Genomic DNA, 22,877 nt, shown 5'->3' with positions numbered 1-22,877 from the left:
CTACTATTTTTACATAGTAGATTTTTTATGGCTCATTATATAGACGTTATCATACCATTGCCACTCGAGCGCTTATTTGCTTATCGAGTCACTACTGCCGAGGCTGATTTTCTCCAGCCTGGTATGCGTGTTGCGGTGCCATTTGGAAAGTCTAAAATCTACACAGGAATAGTTCATAATATTCATCAAACGGCTCCTTTAAATTATGAGGTTAAGGACATCGAGCTTATAATTGATGAACGACCTACTGTAACAGCAGACCAATTGAAGTTTTGGGAATGGATTGCTTCTTACTATGTATGTAGTATAGGACAAGTCATGCGTGCGGCGTTGCCTAAGTCGCTATTGCTAGAAAGTGAAACGGTCGTTATAAGAAATAATGAAACAGATATAGACGAGTCCTTACTAGATGACAAGCAATTTCTTATCATAGAAGCTCTGGAACATAGACAGGTGTTAAAGGTTCAAGAAGTGATGGAGATTCTGGATCGTAAAACCGTGTTACCTATTCTGCAAAAAATGCTAGAGCAGGAATGGATCATTCTACAAGAAGAAGTCTATTCTACGTATAAGGCCAAAACCGTTAAATACATCTTTCTTAACAATCAGTATAAAGATGAAGAACGTCTAAAAGAATTACTTGATGAAATGACTCGTGCGCCTAAACAGCGCGAAACAGTCATGTCATTATTCATGCTACAAACTGGCAATAAATTAGTAAGCAGTAAACAGTTGCAGGAACGCTCAGGAGTTTCTCGAGCAGTTATAAAAGCACTTATTGATAAAGAAGTTTTTATAGAAGAAGAACAAGCTGTAGATCGTGTACTCGATGAAAAAGCAAAAGGTCACAAATTAACTGTTTTACAACCTGCACAACAAACTGCTCTTGATGAAATAAGAAGCGGTTTTGCTCAAAATAAACCAACGCTGTTACATGGTGTAACTTCTAGTGGTAAGACAGAAATCTATGTGAGACTGATTCTAGAACAGCTAGAATTAGGGAACCAAGTATTATACTTATTACCTGAAATAGCACTGACCACTCAGTTAATTACCAGACTTAAACATTACTTTAAACATCAAGTGCTGGTTTATCATTCTAAGTATAATCTCAATGAACGGTTAGAAGTATGGAATCATGTGATTGAAGCAAAAGAACCTTATGTGATTATAGGAGCTAGAAGTGCTTGTTTACTACCATTTCAAAATTTGAATTTGATAATTGTTGATGAGGAACATGAGACCAGTTTCAAGCAATTTGATCCAGATCCTCGTTATCACGCACGCGATGCAGCAGTAGTTCTAGGTCACATGAAAAAGGCTCAAATATTATTAGGATCTGCTACACCATCACTGGAGAGCTATTACAATACGACCATAGGTAAATATCATCTCGTAGAATTAAAAAAACGTTATGGTGAAGTGCTCATGCCCGAAATTCAAATCGTTGATATCAAGGATAAGCACAAACGCAAGAAGATGAAAGGTCATTTCTCAGATACTTTAATCGAGGAAATGCAACGAGCTTTTAAAGAAGGAAATCAAGTGATTCTTTTTCAAAACAGACGTGGTTATGCACCTATACTGGAATGTAATACTTGTGGTAGTGCACCTCAATGTCCTAATTGTGATGTAAGTTTAACCTATCACCAGTATAAAAAGCAGTTGCGCTGTCATTACTGCGGTTACAGTACATTTATACCACCAGAATGTCCTTCTTGTACGAGTACAGCACTGGATACTAAAGGTTTTGGAACCCAACAAATAGAAGAAGAATTTAAAGAATTGTTCCCTGATCATAAGATTGCCCGCATGGATTTAGACTCCACTCGTGGAAAAAACAGCGTGCAAAAGATTATCGAGGAAATGGACACTGGAGCAATCCATTGTTTAGTAGGAACTCAAATGCTTACTAAAGGATTGGATTTTAGAAATGTAAGTCTAGTAGGAGTTTTAAGTGCAGACAGTATGTTGAACTTTCCAGATTTCAGAGCCCATGAGCGCTGTTTCCATTTATTAACTCAAGTTTCTGGTAGAGCAGGACGTACAGAGCAACGTGGTAAAGTGCTCATTCAAAGTTATAATCCAGAGCATCAAATACTTCAGCAGGTAAGTACTTATAATTATACAGGAATGTTTAAGGAACAATTACAGGAACGTTATCATTTTAAATATCCACCATATCAGCGATTGATACGGTTGACTTTTAAACAACGTGATTATAATACAACCTTACAAGCCGGACAGTGGTTTGTAAACGCATTGAACCAAATTGAGCATGGAGTAGAAGTACTAGGTCCAGAATTCCCTCCCGTGGCTCGTGTGCGCAATTTATACCAAGTTCATGTGATCGTAAAAATGGGAAAACATCATCATCCTAATATGATTAAAGATTATATACGTAAGGTGAAACGTAGTTTTGAATCGATTAAGACTTTTAGATCGGTGCGTTGTAATGTGGATGTGGATTGTTATTAGACTCTTTTTGAGGCTAAAAGCTTTTTATTATACTTACAATTGAAATAATACTAAGAATCAATCCTAAAAATACCGTTAGAATGGCGATATTAAAAAGCTTCTGTGGTTCATTGTTAATTGTGTCTTTGTTATTATCAAAATAGGGGAAAGCTCTAAACCCTATTACAACGATGATAATTCCAATTATTAAAATTAAATAGTTATTCATCTATCAATCACTTTTTTCAATTGAATCGAGAATAATTAAACGGCTTTCTCCTTCAAAAACACTTTTTGAAACAGTTTCACTAAAGCAACAGCAATAATCCCAACCACAAGTCCGACTAGGAATTCAGCAACAATCGATGGTAAGCTGTGCAATAGGTCATGTAAATATTCCATGTTATGAATGAAAATTCCGCCAGCGACTAAGAGTAGAGCTATAGTTCCTATAACCGCTAAACTTTTAATAATCCATGGTAATGCGTTTACGAGAAATGTTCCTATTGTTTTGGCTACGCTTTTTTCGCTTTTACTAGATTTGATAAGTCTGTAACCTAAATCATCCATTCTCACGATAAGCGCAACGATTCCATAAACACCTGCAGTAGCAAGAATAGCCACTACAGTAACTACTAGGATTTGTGTAGTAATAGATTCTTCCAGAACAGTTCCTAGCGCAATAATCACAATCTCTACAGATAGTATAAAATCAGTAAGAATAGCAGATTTTATTTTATCCTTTTCTAAGCTTAAGATTTCTTCTTCGGTTAGTTCCTTAGCAATTATTTTGTTTTCAGGATGAGCGTGTGGGAATGCATATTCATAAATCTTCTCAGCTCCTTCATAAGCCAGATAGATTGCTCCTAAGATTAATATAATGGTAACAACAATAGGCACAAATGCACTTAATAGAAAAGCAAGAGGCAAGATAATAAGCTTATTGATAAAAGAACCTTTAGTAATCGCCCATAACACAGGAATCTCACGAGAAGAAACAAATCCCGAAGCTTTCTCTGCATTAACAGCAAGATCATCTCCTAGAATCCCAGCAGTTTTTTTAGTTGCGACTTTACTCATCACCACTACATCATCCATAAGAACCGCGATATCATCTAGTAATGCAAAAAATCCTGAAGCCATGTTTGTTATTTAGTTTGTTCAATAAAGAATGTAAAAATATAATTACTTTTTGGCTTCTTAATGTATTTATTAATGATCTTGTTTAAAGTTAATTAAATAATCATCCTCTTAACTCATCACCACCAGGCCATATTTCTCGATCAGGATTGGTATGTTTAGCAACGATGCGACGTGATTCTGCTTTGTTCTTGATATTTTTTTGTATGCCGTAGAGTATGTCTTGAGCACGCTTTCGCGAAAGCGTATTCTCCACCAACCGGACAGGATAATCCACACCTAATTTAAAGTCTAAGAACTGTTCATCCATCGCGGTCATTTTCCAAGGTTCATGCACAAAGCGTAGAGGTAAGTCAGCTAGTTCTGGAACCCATTTTTTAATAAAAACACCATCTGGATCGTGGTCTAGACTATTCTTTACTGGATTGTAAACACGCACGATGTTGATTCCAGTTTCTCCAGCTTGCATTTGCAATTGTGGATAGTGTATTCCAGGTTCAAAATCCAAAAATTGAGAAGCGAGATGATTGCTAGCGTCTTGCCATGGTTGCCATAAGTGATGTGTAAAGAATCCCGTCAACATAGCACGCAGTCTAAAGTTGATAAATCCTGTTGCGTTTAAACAGCGCATAGCCGCGTCCACTAGCGGATAACCTGTGTTTCCTTCTCGCCATGCTTTCTGGTATGTTGGGTTAACTTCTTTATTGAGATTGCGGTAAGCTCTGTGAACACTGCGCTGCTGCATTTGATATTCCATTTCAAATTTCTCAATGAAATGGGCTTGCCAGCGCAGCCTAGAAAGAAACGAATTAAGCGTTCTTTTATCCTTTACATAGTGTTTTGCGGCACTAGCTTTTTGTGCCACCATACGTATACTCACATTTCCCCAAGCAATGTAAGGAGATAACCTACTACTGTGCTGCCGACTCGTGAGAGGTTTGGAATAATAACGATTGTATCCTGTGATACGATCTTTGAGAAAGCTATCAAAGTATTTTAGTCCAGTAGTAGTGCCGCCAGGTTGAAAAACTGTAGATTTTGTCGTGTTTAAGTTCACAACTTTAAAGTTGTTTTCAAGTTCCTCAAGTGCTCTGATGCTCAATAAAGTAGCATTATCAAAATCTGGATGTTGCAAGTCTGCATTTATGAAGTGAATCCAGTGTTCTTTCCAGTTGGTTCTATTTTTAAGGCCACGTACTACACCATTTGAAATACTCTCTTGCCAACTAATACCGCAACCTTTAAAATACTTACCAATTTCAATATCTCTTTTATAAGTCTTGAGCAATCCAGTTTCCTGATAAGAAAATACATTTTTAATGTTGCAGAGATCATGGATCTTTTGAAAAGCACTAAGTGTATTTGATTCAATGGTTAATACTCGGGTAGGAATCACAACAAGCTTTTCATTCATGTTCTCTAGCGATTGTTTGATAAAGTTAAAATGTCGCTCACTGTAATGAGGATCGTTTAACAACATGGGCTCAAAAATGTAGAGTAGGAGTACTGGTTCTTTAAACTGGCACGCTTTCCACAACGGTTCATGGTCGAGAATTCTCAAATCTCTTTTAAACCAGACGATGTTAATGGATTGTTTCAAGTTTTGAATTTCTGGTTTTTAATTTAAAATAGCTTTTGAGCTTCTTGAACTGTTCTCGACCTGCCTTTGCCGGCAGGCAGGCTGCGCTCGAACTGACATTTGTTTTCTTTAAAGAAACTTACCCTTTAGGGCTAGGGAAAGGTTTCGGTGTGATATTTGTCTAGTTTTCGTTCCCCAACTCTAAAGGTGCGGAAACAAAGAGGTTCTATTTTTAAAAAAACTATTGACATTTGATTAGCAAATAAATCTGAGCATTGAAGCTCTCGAAATGCGTTTTTCCTATTTACATTTTCAAAGTTTAAAGCTATTACGCTACCGCTTCTTTGTATGTCTTCAAACATCTTTCTCGTGCTTCTTTATGATCTACCATCATATCTACATAATTACTGGTTTCAAACTCTGGAACCCATTGTTTGATGTACTTGTAACCTTTATCAAACTTATCTTTTTGGGTGATAGGGTTAAATATTCTAAAATATGGTGCTGCATCAACACCACTTCCTGCTGCCCATTGCCAATTACCGACGTTGCTAGAAAGTTCAAAATCTAATAATTTTTCGGCAAAGTAGCGCTCGCCCCAGCGCCAGTCTATCAATAGATGCTTGCATAAAAAACTCGCTACCAGCATGCGCACACGATTATGCATGTGTCCTGTCTCATTGAGTTCACGCATTCCAGCATCGACTATAGCATAACCCGTTTGTCCTGTTTTCCATTTTTCAAATTCTTCCTCATTATTACGCCATTCGATGCGGTCGTATTTAGAACGGAATGCATTATCTGTAGTTTCAGGGAAATGATATAAAATTTGCATGAAAAACTCACGCCAAATCAATTCACTCATAAAGGTCTTTTCCTCGGCTAGATCTGCTTTTTTCATCATCTTACGTATGCTCACAACGCCAAATCTTAAATAAACACCTAATCGAGAAGTTCCATCTTCTATGGCAGGATAGTTTCTCGTTTTTTCGTAATCTTCTATGAGAGTAGGTTTTACATTATAGTCTGGAATTTCTATTTGGGACTTTTTGAATCCCATATCAGATAAAGCTAGATTAGGTAAACGACTGTTTTTAATGCAATTATCGAGATAATCTGCCGTGTAGTGAATGGTAAGGTTTTCTGCTTTTCCTACTTCGTTACGGAAGTATTCCAACCATTTATTTTTATAAGGTGTATAAACTACATATGGATCGCCATCTCCTTTTACCACATCATCTTTTTCATAGATAACTTGGTCTTTAAAAGTATGGAAGTCAACATTATGGTCTTTAAAAAACGTCTTAAGTTTCTTATCTCTTTCTAGTGCGTATGGTTCATAATCTCGATTAGTATACACATCGTTTACCTCAAAATCTTTAAGAATTTCTTTCCAGATTTTCTCTGGTTTTCCATAAAACATAGCTAGTGAACTATCATGCTGCTCTTGAAGCGTATCACGCATGCGCTGTAATTCTTCAAAGATGAAAGTTACACGAGCATCATCTTCTGGTAAGTGATCGAGAATATCTTTATCAAAAATAAAAATAGGTAACACAGGTAAATCGCTTTTTAAAGCTTCTAGAAAACCTACATTATCATCTAATCTCAAATCCCTACGGAACCAGAATATGTTTACTTTTTTATTCATTTTAATTATTTTATTATCAGCTAATAATGCTTCTAAGCTGTTCTCGACTGCGCTCGAACTGACATTGGAAATTGAATTGTTAAATTATTCTCTTGCTAATAATCTACCCTAAACTCAAAGAACCTTTTCCTCCATTAACTCCTATCACTTGCCCAGTAATCCAGCCTTCATTTTGATTCAACAAGAATACTGCAAGACCAGCAATATCTTCTGGAGTTCCTACACGTTTTAATGGATGCATTTCTCCCATTTTTTCTTTCTTAGCATCGTTGTTTAACAAACGACCTGCAAGTGGTGTATCAACTAGTGATGGAGCGATGACGTTAACTCTTACAGTCGGCGCATACTCAGCAGCAAGTGCTCGAGCATAACCTTCAATGGCGCCTTTTGCAGCAGCAACGCTAGTGTGGAACGGCATTCCAGTGGCAACAGCTACGGTTGAAAAATAAACGATACTACTCGTTCCGTTTTTAGTTAATAATGGCAGTACCGTTCTGGTCGCTTTAATTAATGAAAAGAAATTGATTTCCATATCTTCTTCAAAGTGCTCTTGCTTGAGCATTTTGAAAGGCTTTAAATTGATGCTTCCTGGACAGTAAACAAATCCGTCAAGCGATTCTGGTAGCTGTGCAGTGTCTAGCTCTTCAGTTAGTGCGTCAAATGGTATGTGAATCACACCGCTAGGTAAGTTCTCGTTTTCTCGTGATGCTACATACACGTTATTTCCTTCATGTACGTGTTGTACAATTGCGTTTCCTATTCCGTGGCTTCCGCCTATGAGTAATATATTTTTAGACATGTTTTAAGTTCTATTGATTTTTAAATTCTCCGAAGTGTTTAGTGAGTGCGCTTTCGCGAAAGCGGAATATTTCCTCTAACTGCTTTTTAACAAATGGTGCTCCTAATTTACCTAAGAGACCTAGTGGCAAGCGGTAATGAATTAAGTCTTCCATTAACGTACCGCCTGGAATTTCTTTAATAAAATGTTTGTGGTGCCATGTAGCATACGGTCCATACATTTGCTCGTCCACAAAAAACTCCTTTTCTTGAACTTGTGTAATGTGCGTTACCCAATTGGTACGGTAGAGCGGTAGTGGTTTTACAGAGTACTCGATGAGTTGTCCTGGATACATACCGCGCTCAGTACCATAAAGGACTTTCATCTCCAACTCTGGTGGAGTAAGTAGCTTAAGATTATTAGCATCGGTTAAGAATTTCCATGCTTCATCTAAAGATATTGGTAACTTTTGCTGGGCAGAATGTTGGTATAATTTCACTTGTTTTGTTTAGACTGTAAAGTTAAACATTAAACAAAGTAAGAATAGTAAGAGTTTGTTAAATTATACAGAAATTGAATATAAAGAGCTTTTATAATAGCTCCATTCTATTCAAAAATTAAATTAGTCCTCACTGTCATCGCGATATTCACCGCTAGAATATTCAGGAGAAAGGGCAATTTTAATTCCAAAGTTAAACATCAAATTTGAAGTATTAATTGTCTTTACTTCTTGTGGTGTCATGGTTGTACTATCAGCACCTTGAAAGTTATAACCTATAGGATTACCTAAGCTCGTACTGTATTGTGGTGAGAAAAACACTTGAACAGACCTGCGGAAATAGTAATTAAACCTCAATCCACCTTCAATGTAAGCACTTGAAGATTTAGAGTTTGCCGCGTCAGATGTATATAAAACTTCTACGATTGAGTCTTGAGGATCACCGTTCACCACTCGATTATCGGGATTGTTATAAAAAGCAACGCCACCTTTAAAAAAGGTATCAAGTTGAAAACGACCTTTAGTATAACTATATGTAGGTCCTATCGCTACACTATTTGTGGTGTAGTTATTACTTGTTATAAAATTGTTCTCATCCACATCGCTATCTAGATAACCGAACTGGTTGTACTGATGTCTTATTCCTGCCGAAAGCCCTAAGAATTTATTCACTTGATAGGTGTAATCTATTCCTATATTTAATCCAGCTCTAGCGATATCTCCATAATCACCAGTAGGTTGTGTGACACCTAACTCTAGCAACATATTGTGACGAGGAATTTCTCTCAGGTGAACAGCTTCTCTAGGTGAAACTTGTGTGAGTTCATCTTGTGAGAATGCAATGGAACTGATTAATAAAAGGAGTAGTGCTATATTTTTCATGAATCAAAGATAGGAGTTACGTTTCTCATTGGGAAAATTTTAGATAATGATTAAGCTTTTATTGGCTACGCTTTCGCGGAAGCGTGATTAAATTTGAGTAAATCTTAAAACATATTATCATGAGCGACAAAGAATTAGAAGGAAAATGGGATCAAACTAAAGGAAAAGCTAAGGAAGAATTTGGTAAACTCACAGACGACAAATCTACTGAGGCTGAAGGTAAAGCTGATCAAGTGAAAGGTAAAATTAAAGAAGGTCTAGGTGAGGCTAAAAGGAAAATTAAAAATACCTTTGACGATAAATAAAATCACAATGGAAAAATTAACTGAAGACCAAGTATACAAGCATTTAGAGAATGTAGAAGGATGGGATTATTATGATGATGCGATCCACACGACATTTGAATTTGACAATTTTATGGATTGTTTCTCTGTTATGACACGTATAGCACTAGAGGCAGAAAAGATGGAGCACCATCCAGACTGGCACAATGTTTATAATACGCTAGAAATAACCTTGAGTACACATGATGTAAACGGTCTTACTGAAAATGACTTTAAACTCGCAGCGGCCATAGAGCATATCGTGGGCGACGAGTAAAACTGGCATTCATTTTGTAATATTGCAGCTGTTCAATTAAATGAACAGCTGTTTTTTTATGCGATATATTTTTCTTTTCCTTTTAGTAAGTATAAATGCCACTGCACAGCGTTATGACACTGCGACTAGTTATCTCAAGTTCATAGACAGTCACCATGCCGACGTGGTAGAGCAAACCTGGAATTACATGTACACATATACGCAAGAAGATGATTATCAGAAACGTAATGGCCAGCGTAAAAAACTAGAAAATGTCCTCAATAAGTCACTACGTTATGTGGTAAAGCAAGAGCCTTATGATGAAGATTTTCAGCGTGCAACAATTAATTACTTAAAGGGAAATATTGCAATCGTAAATAAAGATTTTATGCAACTTTTAAAATCTGATAAGCAAGAACCACCAGCTGTAGACAAAGCCTATATTTTAAGTAAAATCAGAAAGGCGATGTTTCAATTACGTACAGATTATGATAATGCGGTTCTAGCATATGGTAACAAGTATGATTTAAAGATTGAGAGTAATAAAAGTGCCCAAGCACAACAAATGAAACATACTATAAATGTCTATGATTACTATAATAATGTAAACGCACTTGCCAGACTATTAAAGGAAACCGAAGCCTACTTGTGGCAAGATGTTATTCAATTATCTCCAGAACAATTTAATGCAAGACTAGAAGATTTGAAAATGGTGATTGATGATAATAGATTTATAGTTTTAAAATTAAATACACCTAGTGATAGCAAGCAATTGCAAAAGTCTTTTCTAGATTTTCAAAAGGCATTTACTGACGATTTTATAAATCATACTCCAGCGATTATAGCTATACTAAAAGCTTATGAAACTAATGATCGATCTGATATAGTAAGAAAAACTGAGGAATTTAATAAAGCCAAAACTTGGTATAATGTAAATAGGAGAGAAGCTTATGATAATTGGTCCACAGCGGTTCAAACCTATTTAAGGTCTGAGGTAAAACCGATATAATAATTAAGGACATTATTTTCTCTTGCAAGGATAAGTTGAGAATCTTAAATTTGAACTTTAACACAAAACAACCACATTAAATGGGAAGAGCATTTGAATTCCGCAAGGCGCGTAAGATGAAAAGATGGAGCGCTATGTCTAAGGCATTTACCAGAATAGGTAAAGATATAGTGATTGCAGTAAAAGAAGGTGGACCAGATCCTGAATCTAATTCTAAGCTGCGTGCGGTAATCCAGAATGCAAAGGCTGTTAATATGCCCAAGGCAAACGTAGAACGTGCGATTAAAAAAGCAACAGATAAGGATACGGCAAATTATGAGACCGTACTATTTGAAGGATATGCACCACATGGAATTGCTATTCTAGTAGAAACTTCAACAGATAATAATAATAGAACCGTTGCAAACGTGCGCAGTTATTTTACAAAGTGTGATGGTAACTTGAGTACATCAGGCTCTGTAGAATTTATGTTTGACCATAAATGTCATTTTAGAATTCCTGCCGGTGACTTGGACTTAGAGGAATTAGAACTGGAATTAATTGATTTTGGTGCAGAGGAGTTGTTCCTAGATGAAAGAGATGAGGATGATGATAATTCTGTAGACGGAATTATGATTTATGCAGAGTTTCAAAATTATGGAGCTTTACAAAAAGGTCTCGAGGAATTAGGTCACGAAATCCTAAGTTCAGATTTTGAATATATTCCTACTATGCAGAAAGAGGTAACAGCAGAGCAGCGTGAAGATGTTGAGAAACTTCTAGAAAAACTAGATGAAGATGATGATGTGAACAATGTTTACACGACCATGAAAGATGAAGAGTAAGTAAATGTAAGAATTATGCTTTCGCGAAAGCGTATATTAAAGAACATTGTGCACATTTCATCGATTGTAATATATTTTAAGATAAATTATTGAAATATTAACAAATGATTCTTAACTTTAAAACATTAATAATTTAAAAAATAAAAATGGTAAAAGCAAAATATCAAAGCGTCCTAGATTTAGGTATGAAATTGAACATGAAAGATGGTGATGTTCAAGTAAACGGAGATAAATTAGAAATTAAAGGAACAGCAGCGACTCCATACGAGAAGGATTTGTTATGGGATGAAATTAAAAAGGTAGGTGGAGAAAATCCTAGCGACTTAATGGCAGACATTAAAGTAGCAGACGGATCTGTTTATGCACGTCACACTGTACAAAGTGGTGAGTCACTAAGCCTTATTGCAAAGAAATATTTTAAAGATCCTATGAAGTACAAGCAAATTTTTGCTGCAAACACTGGAGTACTTAAAAATCCAGATGTAATTCATCCAGGACAAGAGTTAGTAATTCCTAACTTATAGTATTAAAAACTAATTATTTAGAAGGGCTTTTAGGAAACTAAAAGCCCTTTTTTCTTACATAATATTTTTAACGATGGTTATAATTCTGATAAAATTAAAATTATATCGTTGAACTACATGAACATTTTGGTCTGATTATATCATTTCAACGTCATTAAGTGTCCTTTTATCGAATTCATTTATCAATTCCTACACGTATTCCTACTTAATTGAAAGGTGAAATATCTTTGTACAGTTATTTAAACCAATAATATGAATAGTCAATTACGTAGGGTAGGCTTTATTTTTCTTCTTGTTCTTTTGCAATCAGTAATTGCAAAGGCTCAAACTTATTGTGAGCCATTAGTAACTAATAACATTGATAGAATTTATATAGACGATTTTTCAATCGGTTCTCAATTATCAAATAACTCAACTTCTTTTAGTGCAAACGGTTACAACGACTTTACTTCAATAGCTGCGACTTTAACATCTGGTGACACTTACACTTTTTCTTTTAAAACTGATTCTGATGAATGGAGTGGATTCCCACCACAATCCTGGTTTTCTATTTTTATAGATTTTAACGATGACGGCGACTTTTTTGATCAAAATGAGTTAGTATATAGAACTACTGGTGGTCCAGATGGGCAGAATTTCAATTATAACTACACAATTCCATTAGGAGTTACTCCTGGGTCTTATCGATTGAGAATAAGAACAAATGATTACTGGATGGATCAAAGCCCTTGTTATGTTTACAATAACGGTGCAGAGACTGAAGATTACACCTTGAATATTCTTCAACCTATCAATCCTGTAGCTACAGATGATTCACTTTCTGTTTTGCTTAATTCTAATCCAGGAGCAGATAATAGAATAGACGTAAGTTTTAATGACAATATAGGATCTAGTAATGGAAGTGATGGAGAAGACTATACTCTTATTTCTGCATCTCCTACAGCATCAGGTGGAGTAATTACTGAAATTACTGATGGAGTATTTCAATATATTCCTGGAGCTAATTACGTAGGTACAGACTCATTTAATTATACCATGTGTGATGCAGCTAATCAATGTGTTACAGCAACAGTACATGTAAATATTAATTATGGTGCATGTATCCCAACTAGTGTTTCAAACGGACTTAATTATTTGGACAATGTAACTATTGCAGGAGAGTCGGGAAGTCAAATTAATAATACATCTGGTGATGATGGTGGATATGGAAGTTATATAGGGCTTCCTACCTTAAAGGTATTTGCTGGCAATACCTACAGTATTAATCTAACAGCAATTTCAAATGGTTCAGATTCTGGTTGGGCTGCTTACATAGACTACAACAGAGATGGAGTTTTTAATGTAACTACAGATGAAAAAATAGTAGATACTAATGGTACTGTAGCATTACCTTATCCAGCAGCTAGTTTTACAGTTCCTTCTAATATAGGTTTGGGTAAATATATTCTTAGAGTTGGGACAAGACAGTACTTTTCTGCTAATAATCCTTGTGGTAATACAGCAAATAGTAATGAAGAATTTGAAGATTACGTAGTCGAAGTTATCATTAATCCTAGTTCTGTTCGTACTGCTTCTTTAAGTGGTAATAATGTAGGTATTACTGATGGTGACACAACCACTTCACCATCCAATCATACAAATTTTGGAGTTGTAGATATTAATGGTGGTTCACGCATTAGTACTTTTAAAATAACAAATGCAGGTGGAGCTGATCTCAAATTGGGAGTGAATCCTATTAGTTTTGTAGGGATGGCTGTTCCAGAATTTACTATCGTGTCACAACCGGCTGGTTCAACTATTATTCCTAGTGGTTCATCTGAAATTTTTACTATAAAATTTGAACCTACGTCTGTAGCAAATTTTAGTGCTTTAGTTCGAGTTAAATCTAATTCGACTCCTTCAGGCACTAATAATTACGACTTTATGATTAGCGGCGATGGAGAACAAATATATCCAGATACTGATGGAGATGGAGTTTCTGATAACATCGATATTGATGATGATAATGATGGAATTAGAGATTCTGATGAACAGAATGTATGTTTAATAAATCCATTAAGTTCTTCAGCAGACGTAATTTTCTTGAATGAGACATTTGGAGCTGGATTAAATCGCGTACGTATAGATGATTTAACTCCTGGTGTTACAACCTCTTACTGTTATGAAGACGGGACAACAGCTCAAGGTGCTGATGAATGTGATAACAATCCCGATTTACAAGATGGTAAATACACAGTACATTATTCTATTTCAGATGGTAATTCAACAACTGATATATCGGCAACTGGACCAGATTTAGCATCATGGTCAGATATTTATTGGACTGAAACTCTTGATCACACTCCAGGAGACACAAATGGAAGAATGGCTGTATTTAATGCATCCTACACTCCAGGTGTGTTTTATGAAACTGAAATTGTTGGGATTATCCCTAACGCAATATTTACGTATTCATTTTGGGCGTTAAATGTGGATAGTCCAAGATCGGTTTTTGGTGGCGATAGAATCAAGCCTAACATCACAGTTAACTTTTACTCCTTAGATAAATCAACATTGTATCAAACGTATAATACTGGCGACGTTGAAAGATGTGACGTAGCGCCATTTGATGATTCATGCGCACAATCTTTGTGGCAAGAATACGGAACTTCGTTATCATTACCTGTAAGTGACTTTATAATTCAATTTGTAAATAATTCACCTGGTGGTGGTGGGAATGATATCGCACTAGATGATATTAAAATCACACAGAAGTTATGTGATTTAGATGGAGATGGTGTTGCTGATGTGGTAGATTTGGATAATGACAACGATGGAATTCCTAACGTTTATGAACTAGGACTGCCATCTGGTTATACTGATGTGGATACAGATCGTGATGGAACTATGATAGGTGACACACAATGGGTTGATACAAACGGGAATGGTATGAATGACGCCTATGAAGCGCATACTCCTAGAGATACTGATAATGACGGAATTCCTGATTATCTAGATTTAGACAGTGATAACGACGGTATTTTTGATGTCCTAGAATATGATGGATTAGGAGATCTTGACGTTAATGGTGATGGAATAGGTGACGGAATAGATACAGACTCTGGACTTGCTGATGATGAAAACGATGGAGATGGATTATTACCACTTATTGATAATAATGATGACGATAACGATAAGTTAGATCATGGAACTATAGGTTATGTGCCACCTATCGACACTGATAACGATGGCATTCCAGATTATATAGATTTAGACAGCAACGACGCTGCAAATGATTTATCAAATGGTAGCGATATTGATAATTCCTTATATGCAGATCAAGATGGTGATGGCGATGGAATGGTTGATGGAACTAATGATACTGACCGTGATGGTGTTTATGATGGAAGTAATGATTATGACACCACTATTTATGGTGCACCTATAGATGTTAATAGAGATTTATTCATCGATTTTGATGGCCGTAATGATTATATACAAACTACCAATTCTGTAACTTCAGGATTAACTCACATGACTATGATGGGTTGGATTATGAAAGAAGGTGGAAATAATCCTTTTATTATGGGTGAACTTCAATCATTTATGAGGTTGAGAAATGACAATACATTTTTTGCAAGAATTAGAAATAATAATGGTGGTGATTATACTATTAATTCAGACACCGCAATAGAAAATGATAAATGGTATCACGTTGCAGTAACCTTTGATACTACTAATAAGGAAATATTTCTTTACTTAAATGGAGTAGAGGTAGGTTCAAATACAAGCATAGCAACTGACCCTATAAAATCTGAATTGACTGAAAAGTTTACTGTCGGGAATGTACCACAGTTCGTAGGTACAGCTGGAACTTATTTTAATGGTGGAATCGACGAAGTGAAAATTTTTGATAAAGCGCTTACACCTGTTCAATTGAGAAGAGTTATGCATCAAGAAGTAGAGGCAAATGGAGTTCAATTAACAGGAAAGGTTTTACCTAGGGATATCACTGGTTTGCTTTGGTCAGACTTATTAGTTTACTATTCATTTAATCAGCTTAAAGCAGATCAATTAAATGATGAGTCAACAACGACTACAGATGGAACAATGTATAATATTAAATCTATTCTACCTCAATCTGCACCATTACCATATGTAACAATACAGGATGGAAACTTAGATAATAGTTCTACTTTATTAAGGAATGATGTATGGGATGCAGATGATATCGAGAACTTCCCACATTCTATAATCAAAGTTTCTCATGATGTCACAGCTCAAAAAGATTTAGGCTTTACTGGAATGGTCGTGGATAATGGTGGCGTGATTAATGTCAACGACGGATTCCATATTCAAAATGATTGGTATTTTATTCTTAACGGTAAAATGATTCTTGAAGGTGACGCACAATTGCTTCAATCAGATATGAGTGAGTTGGATAAAACGAGTAGTGGAACAATTGAGCGCAAACAACAAGGAGTATCTGATGTGTATTCTTATAATTACTGGAGTTCACCAGTAGGAATTTCTAATAATACAACTAACAATAATTCCTTTTACTTAAAAGATTTAGAAGATGCTGCAGGACAAGTTTCATTTACTGGTTTTGGAGTAGGAACACCACCAGTTACATCTCCAGTAACATTAAGTGGTAGATGGTTATATACTTTCTTAAATGGTAGTACATATAATGACTGGTCACTAATTGCACCTAACACAACAGCGATTAAGGCTGGACATGGTTGGTCTCAAAAAGGAACAGGTACTACAGCAGCCACTCAAGAATATATTTTTAAAGGGAAACCTAATAATGGAATTATCAATATTCCTGCAATACCTAATGCTGGAGCAAATACTACTTCGCTTTTAGGAAATCCGTATCCATCAGCTATAGACATGAGAGCGTTTATAGATGATAACTTAGGTGTTATAGATGGAACCGTTTATTTATGGGATCAATTTAGAGGTACTAATCATCAACTTGCCTATTATGAAGGTGGATATGCTACTATTACAAAATTAGCTACTGTAAAAGCAGCACAATATGACGGTTTAGGATATTTAAATGGTGGCGCTGGACCAGCAGTTAGACCTAGTTTTTTCATTCCAGTAGCACAAGGATTCTTTGTTACTGTTGAAAATAATGGAACCATTCAATTCAATAACTCGCAACGTGTTTTCAAGAAAGAAGCAGACTATGATGGTTCTTTAACTAATGGAAGTATATTCTTAGGAGCTCCTGGAACTAATCCTGCAGCGCAAGATGCAAGTAGCTATCAAGATATGAATATTAAATTATTACGCCTTGAACTGATTGCAGACAGTGGAGCAAGTCGTGAAATAGCCATAGGTTTTGACGCAGCGCTTACAGATGGTTATGATAAAGGATATGATGCTTATGCATCGGGTACTTTGAATGAAACTGACATGTACGTGCCAGCAAACGGTGATAATTTTATAATCAGAGCTTTAAGTGATATAACGATTGATAAAGTTGTTGATCTAGCTGTTAAAGGTGTTACTACTAAAATGTATAAAATCGTAGCTTCAGACTTTACAAACATTGATGTAAATCAAGATGTATGGTTAAGAGATAATGAATTGAATACATACCATGATTTAAAATCTGGAGATTATAATTTTACCTTCAGCCAGGATGGACTTGATGAAAACAGATTTGATATTGTTTTTAATAATCAGACCTTATCATCTGGACAATTTGACCTTAATGAAACAACTGTTTTTTTAGATAATTCATCTTCAACCTTGTTTATTAATGGTTTAGAAAGTTCATTAGACGGATTAAGTATTTATGATTTATCAGGTAAATTGATAGCTAGCTTCCGCGAAAGCGAACTAGAAACACCGCAATCAGGTATTAATATCCCTAGAGTTTCTACTGGAATTTATCTAGTCACTATGAACTTAAATAATACACAACAGACTGTAAAACTAGCTGTTGAATAACAATTACCCTAAAATTACATTTTCAAAAATTTATTGATGAAAAAAACTATTTTTCTAGTAGTCCTTTTTGTGGCTGCTCTATTACAAGCTCAAAATCCCGAAACTGATTCTAACAATTGGCAAGTCACTAAACTCGCAAATACTGATCAATTAGTTTCATTTCCTAATGAAATTACTTACGGTCCAGATGGATGGTTGTGGATAACTGAAAGAGCAACAAATGATGATAACGATGATGGAACGCTTTACGGTGAACGAGTTGTACGTGTAAATCCAGATACCGGTGCAAAAACTGAAATGATAGATTTGCATAATGAGGTCTATAGTGATGCTGGTCAGGATGGCCTCATGGGAATGGCAATCCATCCAGACCTATTTACAGATGTGACTACTACGACCAATAATCACGTATATCTAGCGCTAACTTATTATGAAGTAGCAACTCCATCACAACCTAGAAGATTAAGAATAGTACGATTTGATTTTGATAATACTACTAAAACTCTAGTTCCTAATTCACGCACAGTAATTATTGAAGATATTGAGGCTAGTAATGATCATAATGCAGGTAGACTTAAAATAGGTCCAGACTTAAAACTTTACTATTCAGTAGGTGATCTAGGATGGAATCAATTTGCAAATAAATGTAAGCGTATTCAAGCACAAGCTTTACCTACTCAAGCGATGGTAAATGCGCAAGACTGGTCCACTTATAAAGGAAAGGTATTACGTATGAATCTAGATGGATCGGTCCCTAATGATAATCCATTATTCTATCCATTTGCACCTACAGATGCTAATCCAGTTCCTGATAATGCTGACACTAATAGACCTGATACAGACAAAGTAAGAAGTCACGTTTATAGTTATGGTCATAGAAATGGCCAAGGAATCATCTTTGATAGTTTAGGAAACTTATACCAGTCTGAGCATGGAGAACGCGTGGATGATGAAATCAACTTTATTATAGCTGGTAAAAACTATGGATGGCCACTTATTGCTGGCTACCGTGATAATCAAGGATATGATTACTGTATTAAAGCCTCTGATCCTAACGGCTGTACCATAGGAGGAAATGATTGTCCTGCTGGAGCAGTAGTTCACCAGGAAGAAGATTTTGCAACTCCTGCAGACTTTAAAGCACCTATTTCAACTTATAATAGTACATCAGGAACTGTGCCTCAAGGAGGTTTTTTAACCTGGCCTACGGTAGCGCCATCAAGTATAGATGTTTATGAACCACAAGGACTTACAAATGAGATACCATGGAAAAAATCGATTTTAATTCCAACGCTTAAAAAAGGAACGATCTATCGATATGAATTGAACGCTGCAGGTGATGGAGTAGTAGGTGATCTTATAGAGTTTCATTCTTCTATAGATAGATACCGTGACATGACTATTTCTCCAGACGGGACTACTATCTATGCAATTACAGACAGTTCAGGTACAACCTCTGGACCATCAGGTTCAGTATCTGCACCTAGCTTAGCAAATCCAGGAGCTGTTATAAAAATTCAATATATTTCTTCTCCAGAACCATCTAATCAACCTACTAACTTCACTGCAACAGCACAAAACGGAAATATCAACCTTTCTTGGACAGATGCAACCGGAACTAATCCGGCGAGCGGTTATGTAATTACCGCAGCAAGTGATGTTGCAAATTTACCTTCACTTGTAGATGGTACAGATTTAGAAATCGACGCAGACTTAACAGATGGACTTGCGGTTGTAAAAGTAGAGCCAGGTAATGAAAGTTATTCATTTATTGGGCTTACTCAAGGAACTACATACCATTTCCAAATCCATTCTTATAGTAATTTTGGAAGTGATATCGATTACTTAACCGCACCAGCAGGACCAATCGCAGATGATACGATTCCAGCATTTCCAACACTATATATCAGTGAAATAACAAATACTTTAAATAACGATAATTCCAACTTTGTTGAGATTTACAATTACGGAACTGAAGCTGTAGATTTAGGAGCTTCGGGAATTTCACTTGCACGTCAAGCAGCTGGTAATCCACCTACTAATTATAACGTTGCATTATCTGGTATTATACAACCTGGTGCTTACTTTGTATTAGGTAGAAGTTCTTTTGCTACTGAATATGCACCACTCACAGCAGACATTATCGTTAATAATAATGTTTTAGGTGGAACAGGAGATGATCCATACCTGCTAGTTTATAATGGCGATTTCACAACTTCCACTTATGATGTTATAGACATATTTGGTGAAGTAGGAGTAGATGGTGACAATGAACCATGGAACTATGTAAATAGTAGAATAACAAGAAAAAGAAATACAACTTCAAATTCTATTGTATGGATAGAAGCAGAATGGGAAATAATCGCAAGTTCTAGTGCAAGCGATAATACACCTGGTGGACCAGACTTGATTGACTTTACATATACAAATGGATGGTTACCTTTTGATCCTAGCGGTATTACTACAAACGGTGATAACGCAACGGTAATCACTGGTAATGCAGCACTTACATCGATCACACAAATAGGCGATTTAACAATTCAGAGTGGACAGACTTTGGATTTAGGAAATCATGAGCTATCTGTTGCTGGTGATCTTGTGAATTCTGGAAGTATTGCAGCGACTTCAGGTACACTTGTTTTTAACGGGAATACTTCACAAACTGTTTCTGGTAATGATATTGAAGTGCAACAACTCCACGTTGATAACGATGTTACTATAAATGTAAACGTTGATATAACCGGAGTTTTAGAATCAAACTCAGGCGCATTAACGGTTAACTCAGCAAATTTCGTAACACTTAAAAGTACTGCTACAGGTACAGCATTTGTGGATGAAGTAAATGGAACTATCAATGGTACTTTCAAGACAGAACGATTCGTTCCTGCAAAAAGAGCATTTAGATTCGTATCATCATCTGTGACAACAACCACCAGTATTTATGATAACTGGCAAGAAGGTGGATCAACAGCTGCTGGATTTGGAACTCATATTACAGGTTCATTAACTGGCGCAAATGGCTTTGATCAATCCATATCTGGAAATGTATCTATTTATGGTTATGATAATGTTGCACAGAGTTGGAATTCACCTATGGATACAGATAACACAAATCTTGTAGCCGGTACTCCTTATAGATTATTTGTAAGAGGTGATCGTACCGTTGACTTATCTACTAACAGTTCTACACCTACTAACACCGTATTGCGTTCTACAGGAACATTAAAAGTAGGGACAACTCCTATGACTAATTTAAGTGGTGTCACTGGACAGTTCAACTTTATAGGAAATCCTTATCAAGCACCAGTGGATCTTAGTCAGGTATTGTCAGCATCTACAAACGTGAATCCTAACTTTGTTTATTTCTGGGATCCTACTATAAATACTCGTGGAGCTTATGTAACGGTTGACGTTCCATTAAACTCAACTAACTTGAGCAGTAACTTCAATAAGTACGCGCAACCTCATTCCTCATTTTTTGTAACCACACTGGCAAATGGAACTGCAAGCATGACTTTTAATGAGTCACATAAGGAAGTTAGTCAGGAAGCATTAAATACATTTAGCGTTCCTAATATTAATCCAAGAGTAGCGATTCAATTATTTGAATCTACAGAATTTGCTCAAGGTCTAAGAGAACGAGATGCAGCGATAGTTAACATTAATTCCAGTGCAAATAATGCAGTTGATGCTCAAGATGCACTCAAATTCACTAACCTAGATGAAAACATAGCGATTTTAAATAACAACAATTTATTAAGTATCGAGAAAAGACAGTCTATTCAAGATGACGAACAGATAGAACTATACACTTCAAATTACCGTGCGTTACAGTATAACTTGAAAATAGATATGACTGGAATAATCACTCCAGCTTATCTTTATGACTCTTATTTGAACACGTACACAGCGATTGCTTCAAGTAGTGCTACAGTTTATAGTTTTAATGTAAATCAAGCAGTTGCAGCGAGTATGGATGAAAATAGATTCCGTATTATGTTTTCAAACACGACTCTTTCTATAGATAACGTGTTAAATGATAATAAGGTTAGTATTTATCCTAATCCTACGAGCAATAACATCATTAACGTTTCTGGAATCGATGAAAATGTTGAGATTAAGTTATTTAATATGCTAGGTCAGGAAATCTCAATTCCATCTCAATCTATAATTTATAATGGAAATAATACGCAAGTATCATTACCACAATCGATGGTAAAAGGTACGTACTTGTTGACTTTGATTAACGATTCTTCTAGAGTTACACATAAGGTTGTGATTGAATAATCGATAATTCTAATTCTATTTCAAAAGCCTTTGTATTAATTTACAAGGGCTTTTTTGATTCACGCTTTCGCGAAAGCGTAACTTCAATAACTACTGATCTAAAAAAAGACGTTGCTGTTTTACATGGAATTGTAGATCTTCAAAAAAATCTCTGAAATGTCGCTCCATTTCATTATAATATTTCTCTAATTCAATAGGAGCAAAGTTCATTTTACTGCGATTGCGCGTGCGATGATTCATTTGATGGAATATGCGAGAGATTCCTTCTACAGTTGCATAGCTATTGAGCCAATTTTGATCGACCATGTACGGTAAAAAATTCTGTACTTTTTCTGGTAGCACGCCGTAGTAATTTTTCAAATCTGCATAGAACTGTTGGACATAAGAATCTAATGGTTCATCATGAAAATCAGACCAGTAAGCCGCTAGAAAATGGTCATAATAAATATCTACAATCACGCTACTCCAGTGACCATACTCACTGCGTATCAAGTCTTTACTTAGTTTTACTGTAGGATGTGAATCTGTAAAAGTATCAATGTGCCTGTGGAGAATGATTCCTTGTGCGATGCGCTCTGGAAACATAGAAAAGTCTTTTCCGCGCACAGAATCTGCTATGAAATTACCTATGCGTAACTCAGTATCATTTCCAGAAAGATAAATATGTGCAAGATAATTCATGGTGGCAGTTGTAGATGGCAGTTAGTACTCTTACTTTT

The 22,877-nt window shown here is 35.9% G+C and carries 15 protein-coding genes; 8 read left to right on the top strand and 7 right to left on the bottom strand.

From position 1 onward, the window contains the following. Positions 1 to 27: 27 nt before the first annotated feature. Positions 28 to 2,478 (top strand): replication restart helicase PriA, encoded by a 2,451-nt coding sequence (gene priA / locus ACSHWW_RS06745; protein ID WP_435681668.1) that lies wholly within the window; start codon positions 28 to 30, stop codon positions 2,476 to 2,478. 243 nt (positions 2,479 to 2,721) lie between these two features. Here priA and ACSHWW_RS06740 read toward each other — a convergent pair whose 3' ends face one another. The 6 genes from ACSHWW_RS06740 to ACSHWW_RS06715 form a co-directional block, all read right to left on the bottom strand. Next, positions 2,722 to 3,600, bottom strand: a complete 879-nt coding sequence (locus tag ACSHWW_RS06740; RefSeq protein WP_435681667.1) for a DUF808 domain-containing protein — start codon at positions 3,598 to 3,600, stop codon at positions 2,722 to 2,724. Between the two features lie 100 nt (positions 3,601 to 3,700). Beyond that, positions 3,701 to 5,197, bottom strand: a complete 1,497-nt coding sequence (locus ACSHWW_RS06735; protein ID WP_435681666.1) for a deoxyribodipyrimidine photo-lyase/cryptochrome family protein — start codon at positions 5,195 to 5,197, stop codon at positions 3,701 to 3,703. 307 nt (positions 5,198 to 5,504) lie between these two features. Then, positions 5,505 to 6,827, bottom strand: coding sequence for a cryptochrome/photolyase family protein (locus tag ACSHWW_RS06730; protein WP_435681665.1), 1,323 nt, complete (start codon positions 6,825 to 6,827; stop codon positions 5,505 to 5,507). Positions 6,828 to 6,930: 103 nt separating this feature from the next. Then, on the bottom strand, positions 6,931 to 7,626 hold the full coding sequence (locus tag ACSHWW_RS06725; RefSeq protein ID WP_435681664.1) for an SDR family NAD(P)-dependent oxidoreductase: 696 nt from the start codon (positions 7,624 to 7,626) through the stop codon (positions 6,931 to 6,933). Between the two features lie 10 nt (positions 7,627 to 7,636). Continuing rightward, on the bottom strand, positions 7,637 to 8,104 hold the full coding sequence (locus tag ACSHWW_RS06720) for an SRPBCC family protein (protein WP_435681663.1): 468 nt from the start codon (positions 8,102 to 8,104) through the stop codon (positions 7,637 to 7,639). Between the two features lie 123 nt (positions 8,105 to 8,227). Beyond that, positions 8,228 to 8,986, bottom strand: coding sequence for an autotransporter outer membrane beta-barrel domain-containing protein (locus ACSHWW_RS06715; RefSeq protein WP_435681662.1), 759 nt, complete (start codon positions 8,984 to 8,986; stop codon positions 8,228 to 8,230). A gap of 119 nt (positions 8,987 to 9,105) precedes the next feature. Between ACSHWW_RS06715 and ACSHWW_RS06710 the strand changes: the two genes are divergently transcribed. From ACSHWW_RS06710 to ACSHWW_RS06680, 7 genes are all read left to right on the top strand, one after another. After that, positions 9,106 to 9,291, top strand: a complete 186-nt coding sequence (locus ACSHWW_RS06710; protein WP_435681661.1) for a CsbD family protein — start codon at positions 9,106 to 9,108, stop codon at positions 9,289 to 9,291. A 7-nt stretch (positions 9,292 to 9,298) separates the two neighbouring features. Continuing rightward, entirely contained in the window at positions 9,299 to 9,586 is a 288-nt protein-coding gene (locus tag ACSHWW_RS06705; protein WP_435681660.1) for a 4a-hydroxytetrahydrobiopterin dehydratase, read from the top strand. A 58-nt stretch (positions 9,587 to 9,644) separates the two neighbouring features. Beyond that, positions 9,645 to 10,574 carry a hypothetical protein gene (locus ACSHWW_RS06700; protein WP_435681659.1) on the top strand — a complete coding sequence of 310 codons (930 nt, stop codon included), beginning with the start codon at positions 9,645 to 9,647 and terminating at the stop codon, positions 10,572 to 10,574. 80 nt (positions 10,575 to 10,654) lie between these two features. Beyond that, complete coding sequence (locus ACSHWW_RS06695) at positions 10,655 to 11,398, top strand: YebC/PmpR family DNA-binding transcriptional regulator (RefSeq protein ID WP_435681658.1); 744 nt, start codon at positions 10,655 to 10,657, stop codon at positions 11,396 to 11,398. Between the two features lie 146 nt (positions 11,399 to 11,544). Beyond that, entirely contained in the window at positions 11,545 to 11,922 is a 378-nt protein-coding gene (locus tag ACSHWW_RS06690) for a LysM peptidoglycan-binding domain-containing protein (RefSeq protein ID WP_435681657.1), read from the top strand. Positions 11,923 to 12,174: 252 nt separating this feature from the next. After that, positions 12,175 to 17,871, top strand: coding sequence for a GEVED domain-containing protein (locus ACSHWW_RS06685; RefSeq protein ID WP_435681656.1), 5,697 nt, complete (start codon positions 12,175 to 12,177; stop codon positions 17,869 to 17,871). A 36-nt stretch (positions 17,872 to 17,907) separates the two neighbouring features. Then, positions 17,908 to 22,158, top strand: a complete 4,251-nt coding sequence (locus ACSHWW_RS06680; protein ID WP_435681655.1) for a PQQ-dependent sugar dehydrogenase — start codon at positions 17,908 to 17,910, stop codon at positions 22,156 to 22,158. A 90-nt stretch (positions 22,159 to 22,248) separates the two neighbouring features. Here ACSHWW_RS06680 and ACSHWW_RS06675 read toward each other — a convergent pair whose 3' ends face one another. Continuing rightward, a complete protein-coding gene (locus ACSHWW_RS06675) occupies positions 22,249 to 22,839 on the bottom strand; it encodes an ACP phosphodiesterase (protein ID WP_435681654.1) in 591 nt (196 codons plus the stop codon). Between the last annotated feature and the right edge of the window lie 38 nt (positions 22,840 to 22,877).

This window comes from Nonlabens sp. (assembly GCF_051251825.1).
Taxonomy (GTDB): Bacteria; Bacteroidota; Bacteroidia; order Flavobacteriales; family Flavobacteriaceae; genus Nonlabens.
This window is presented reverse-complemented; position numbering and strand designations above follow the sequence as displayed.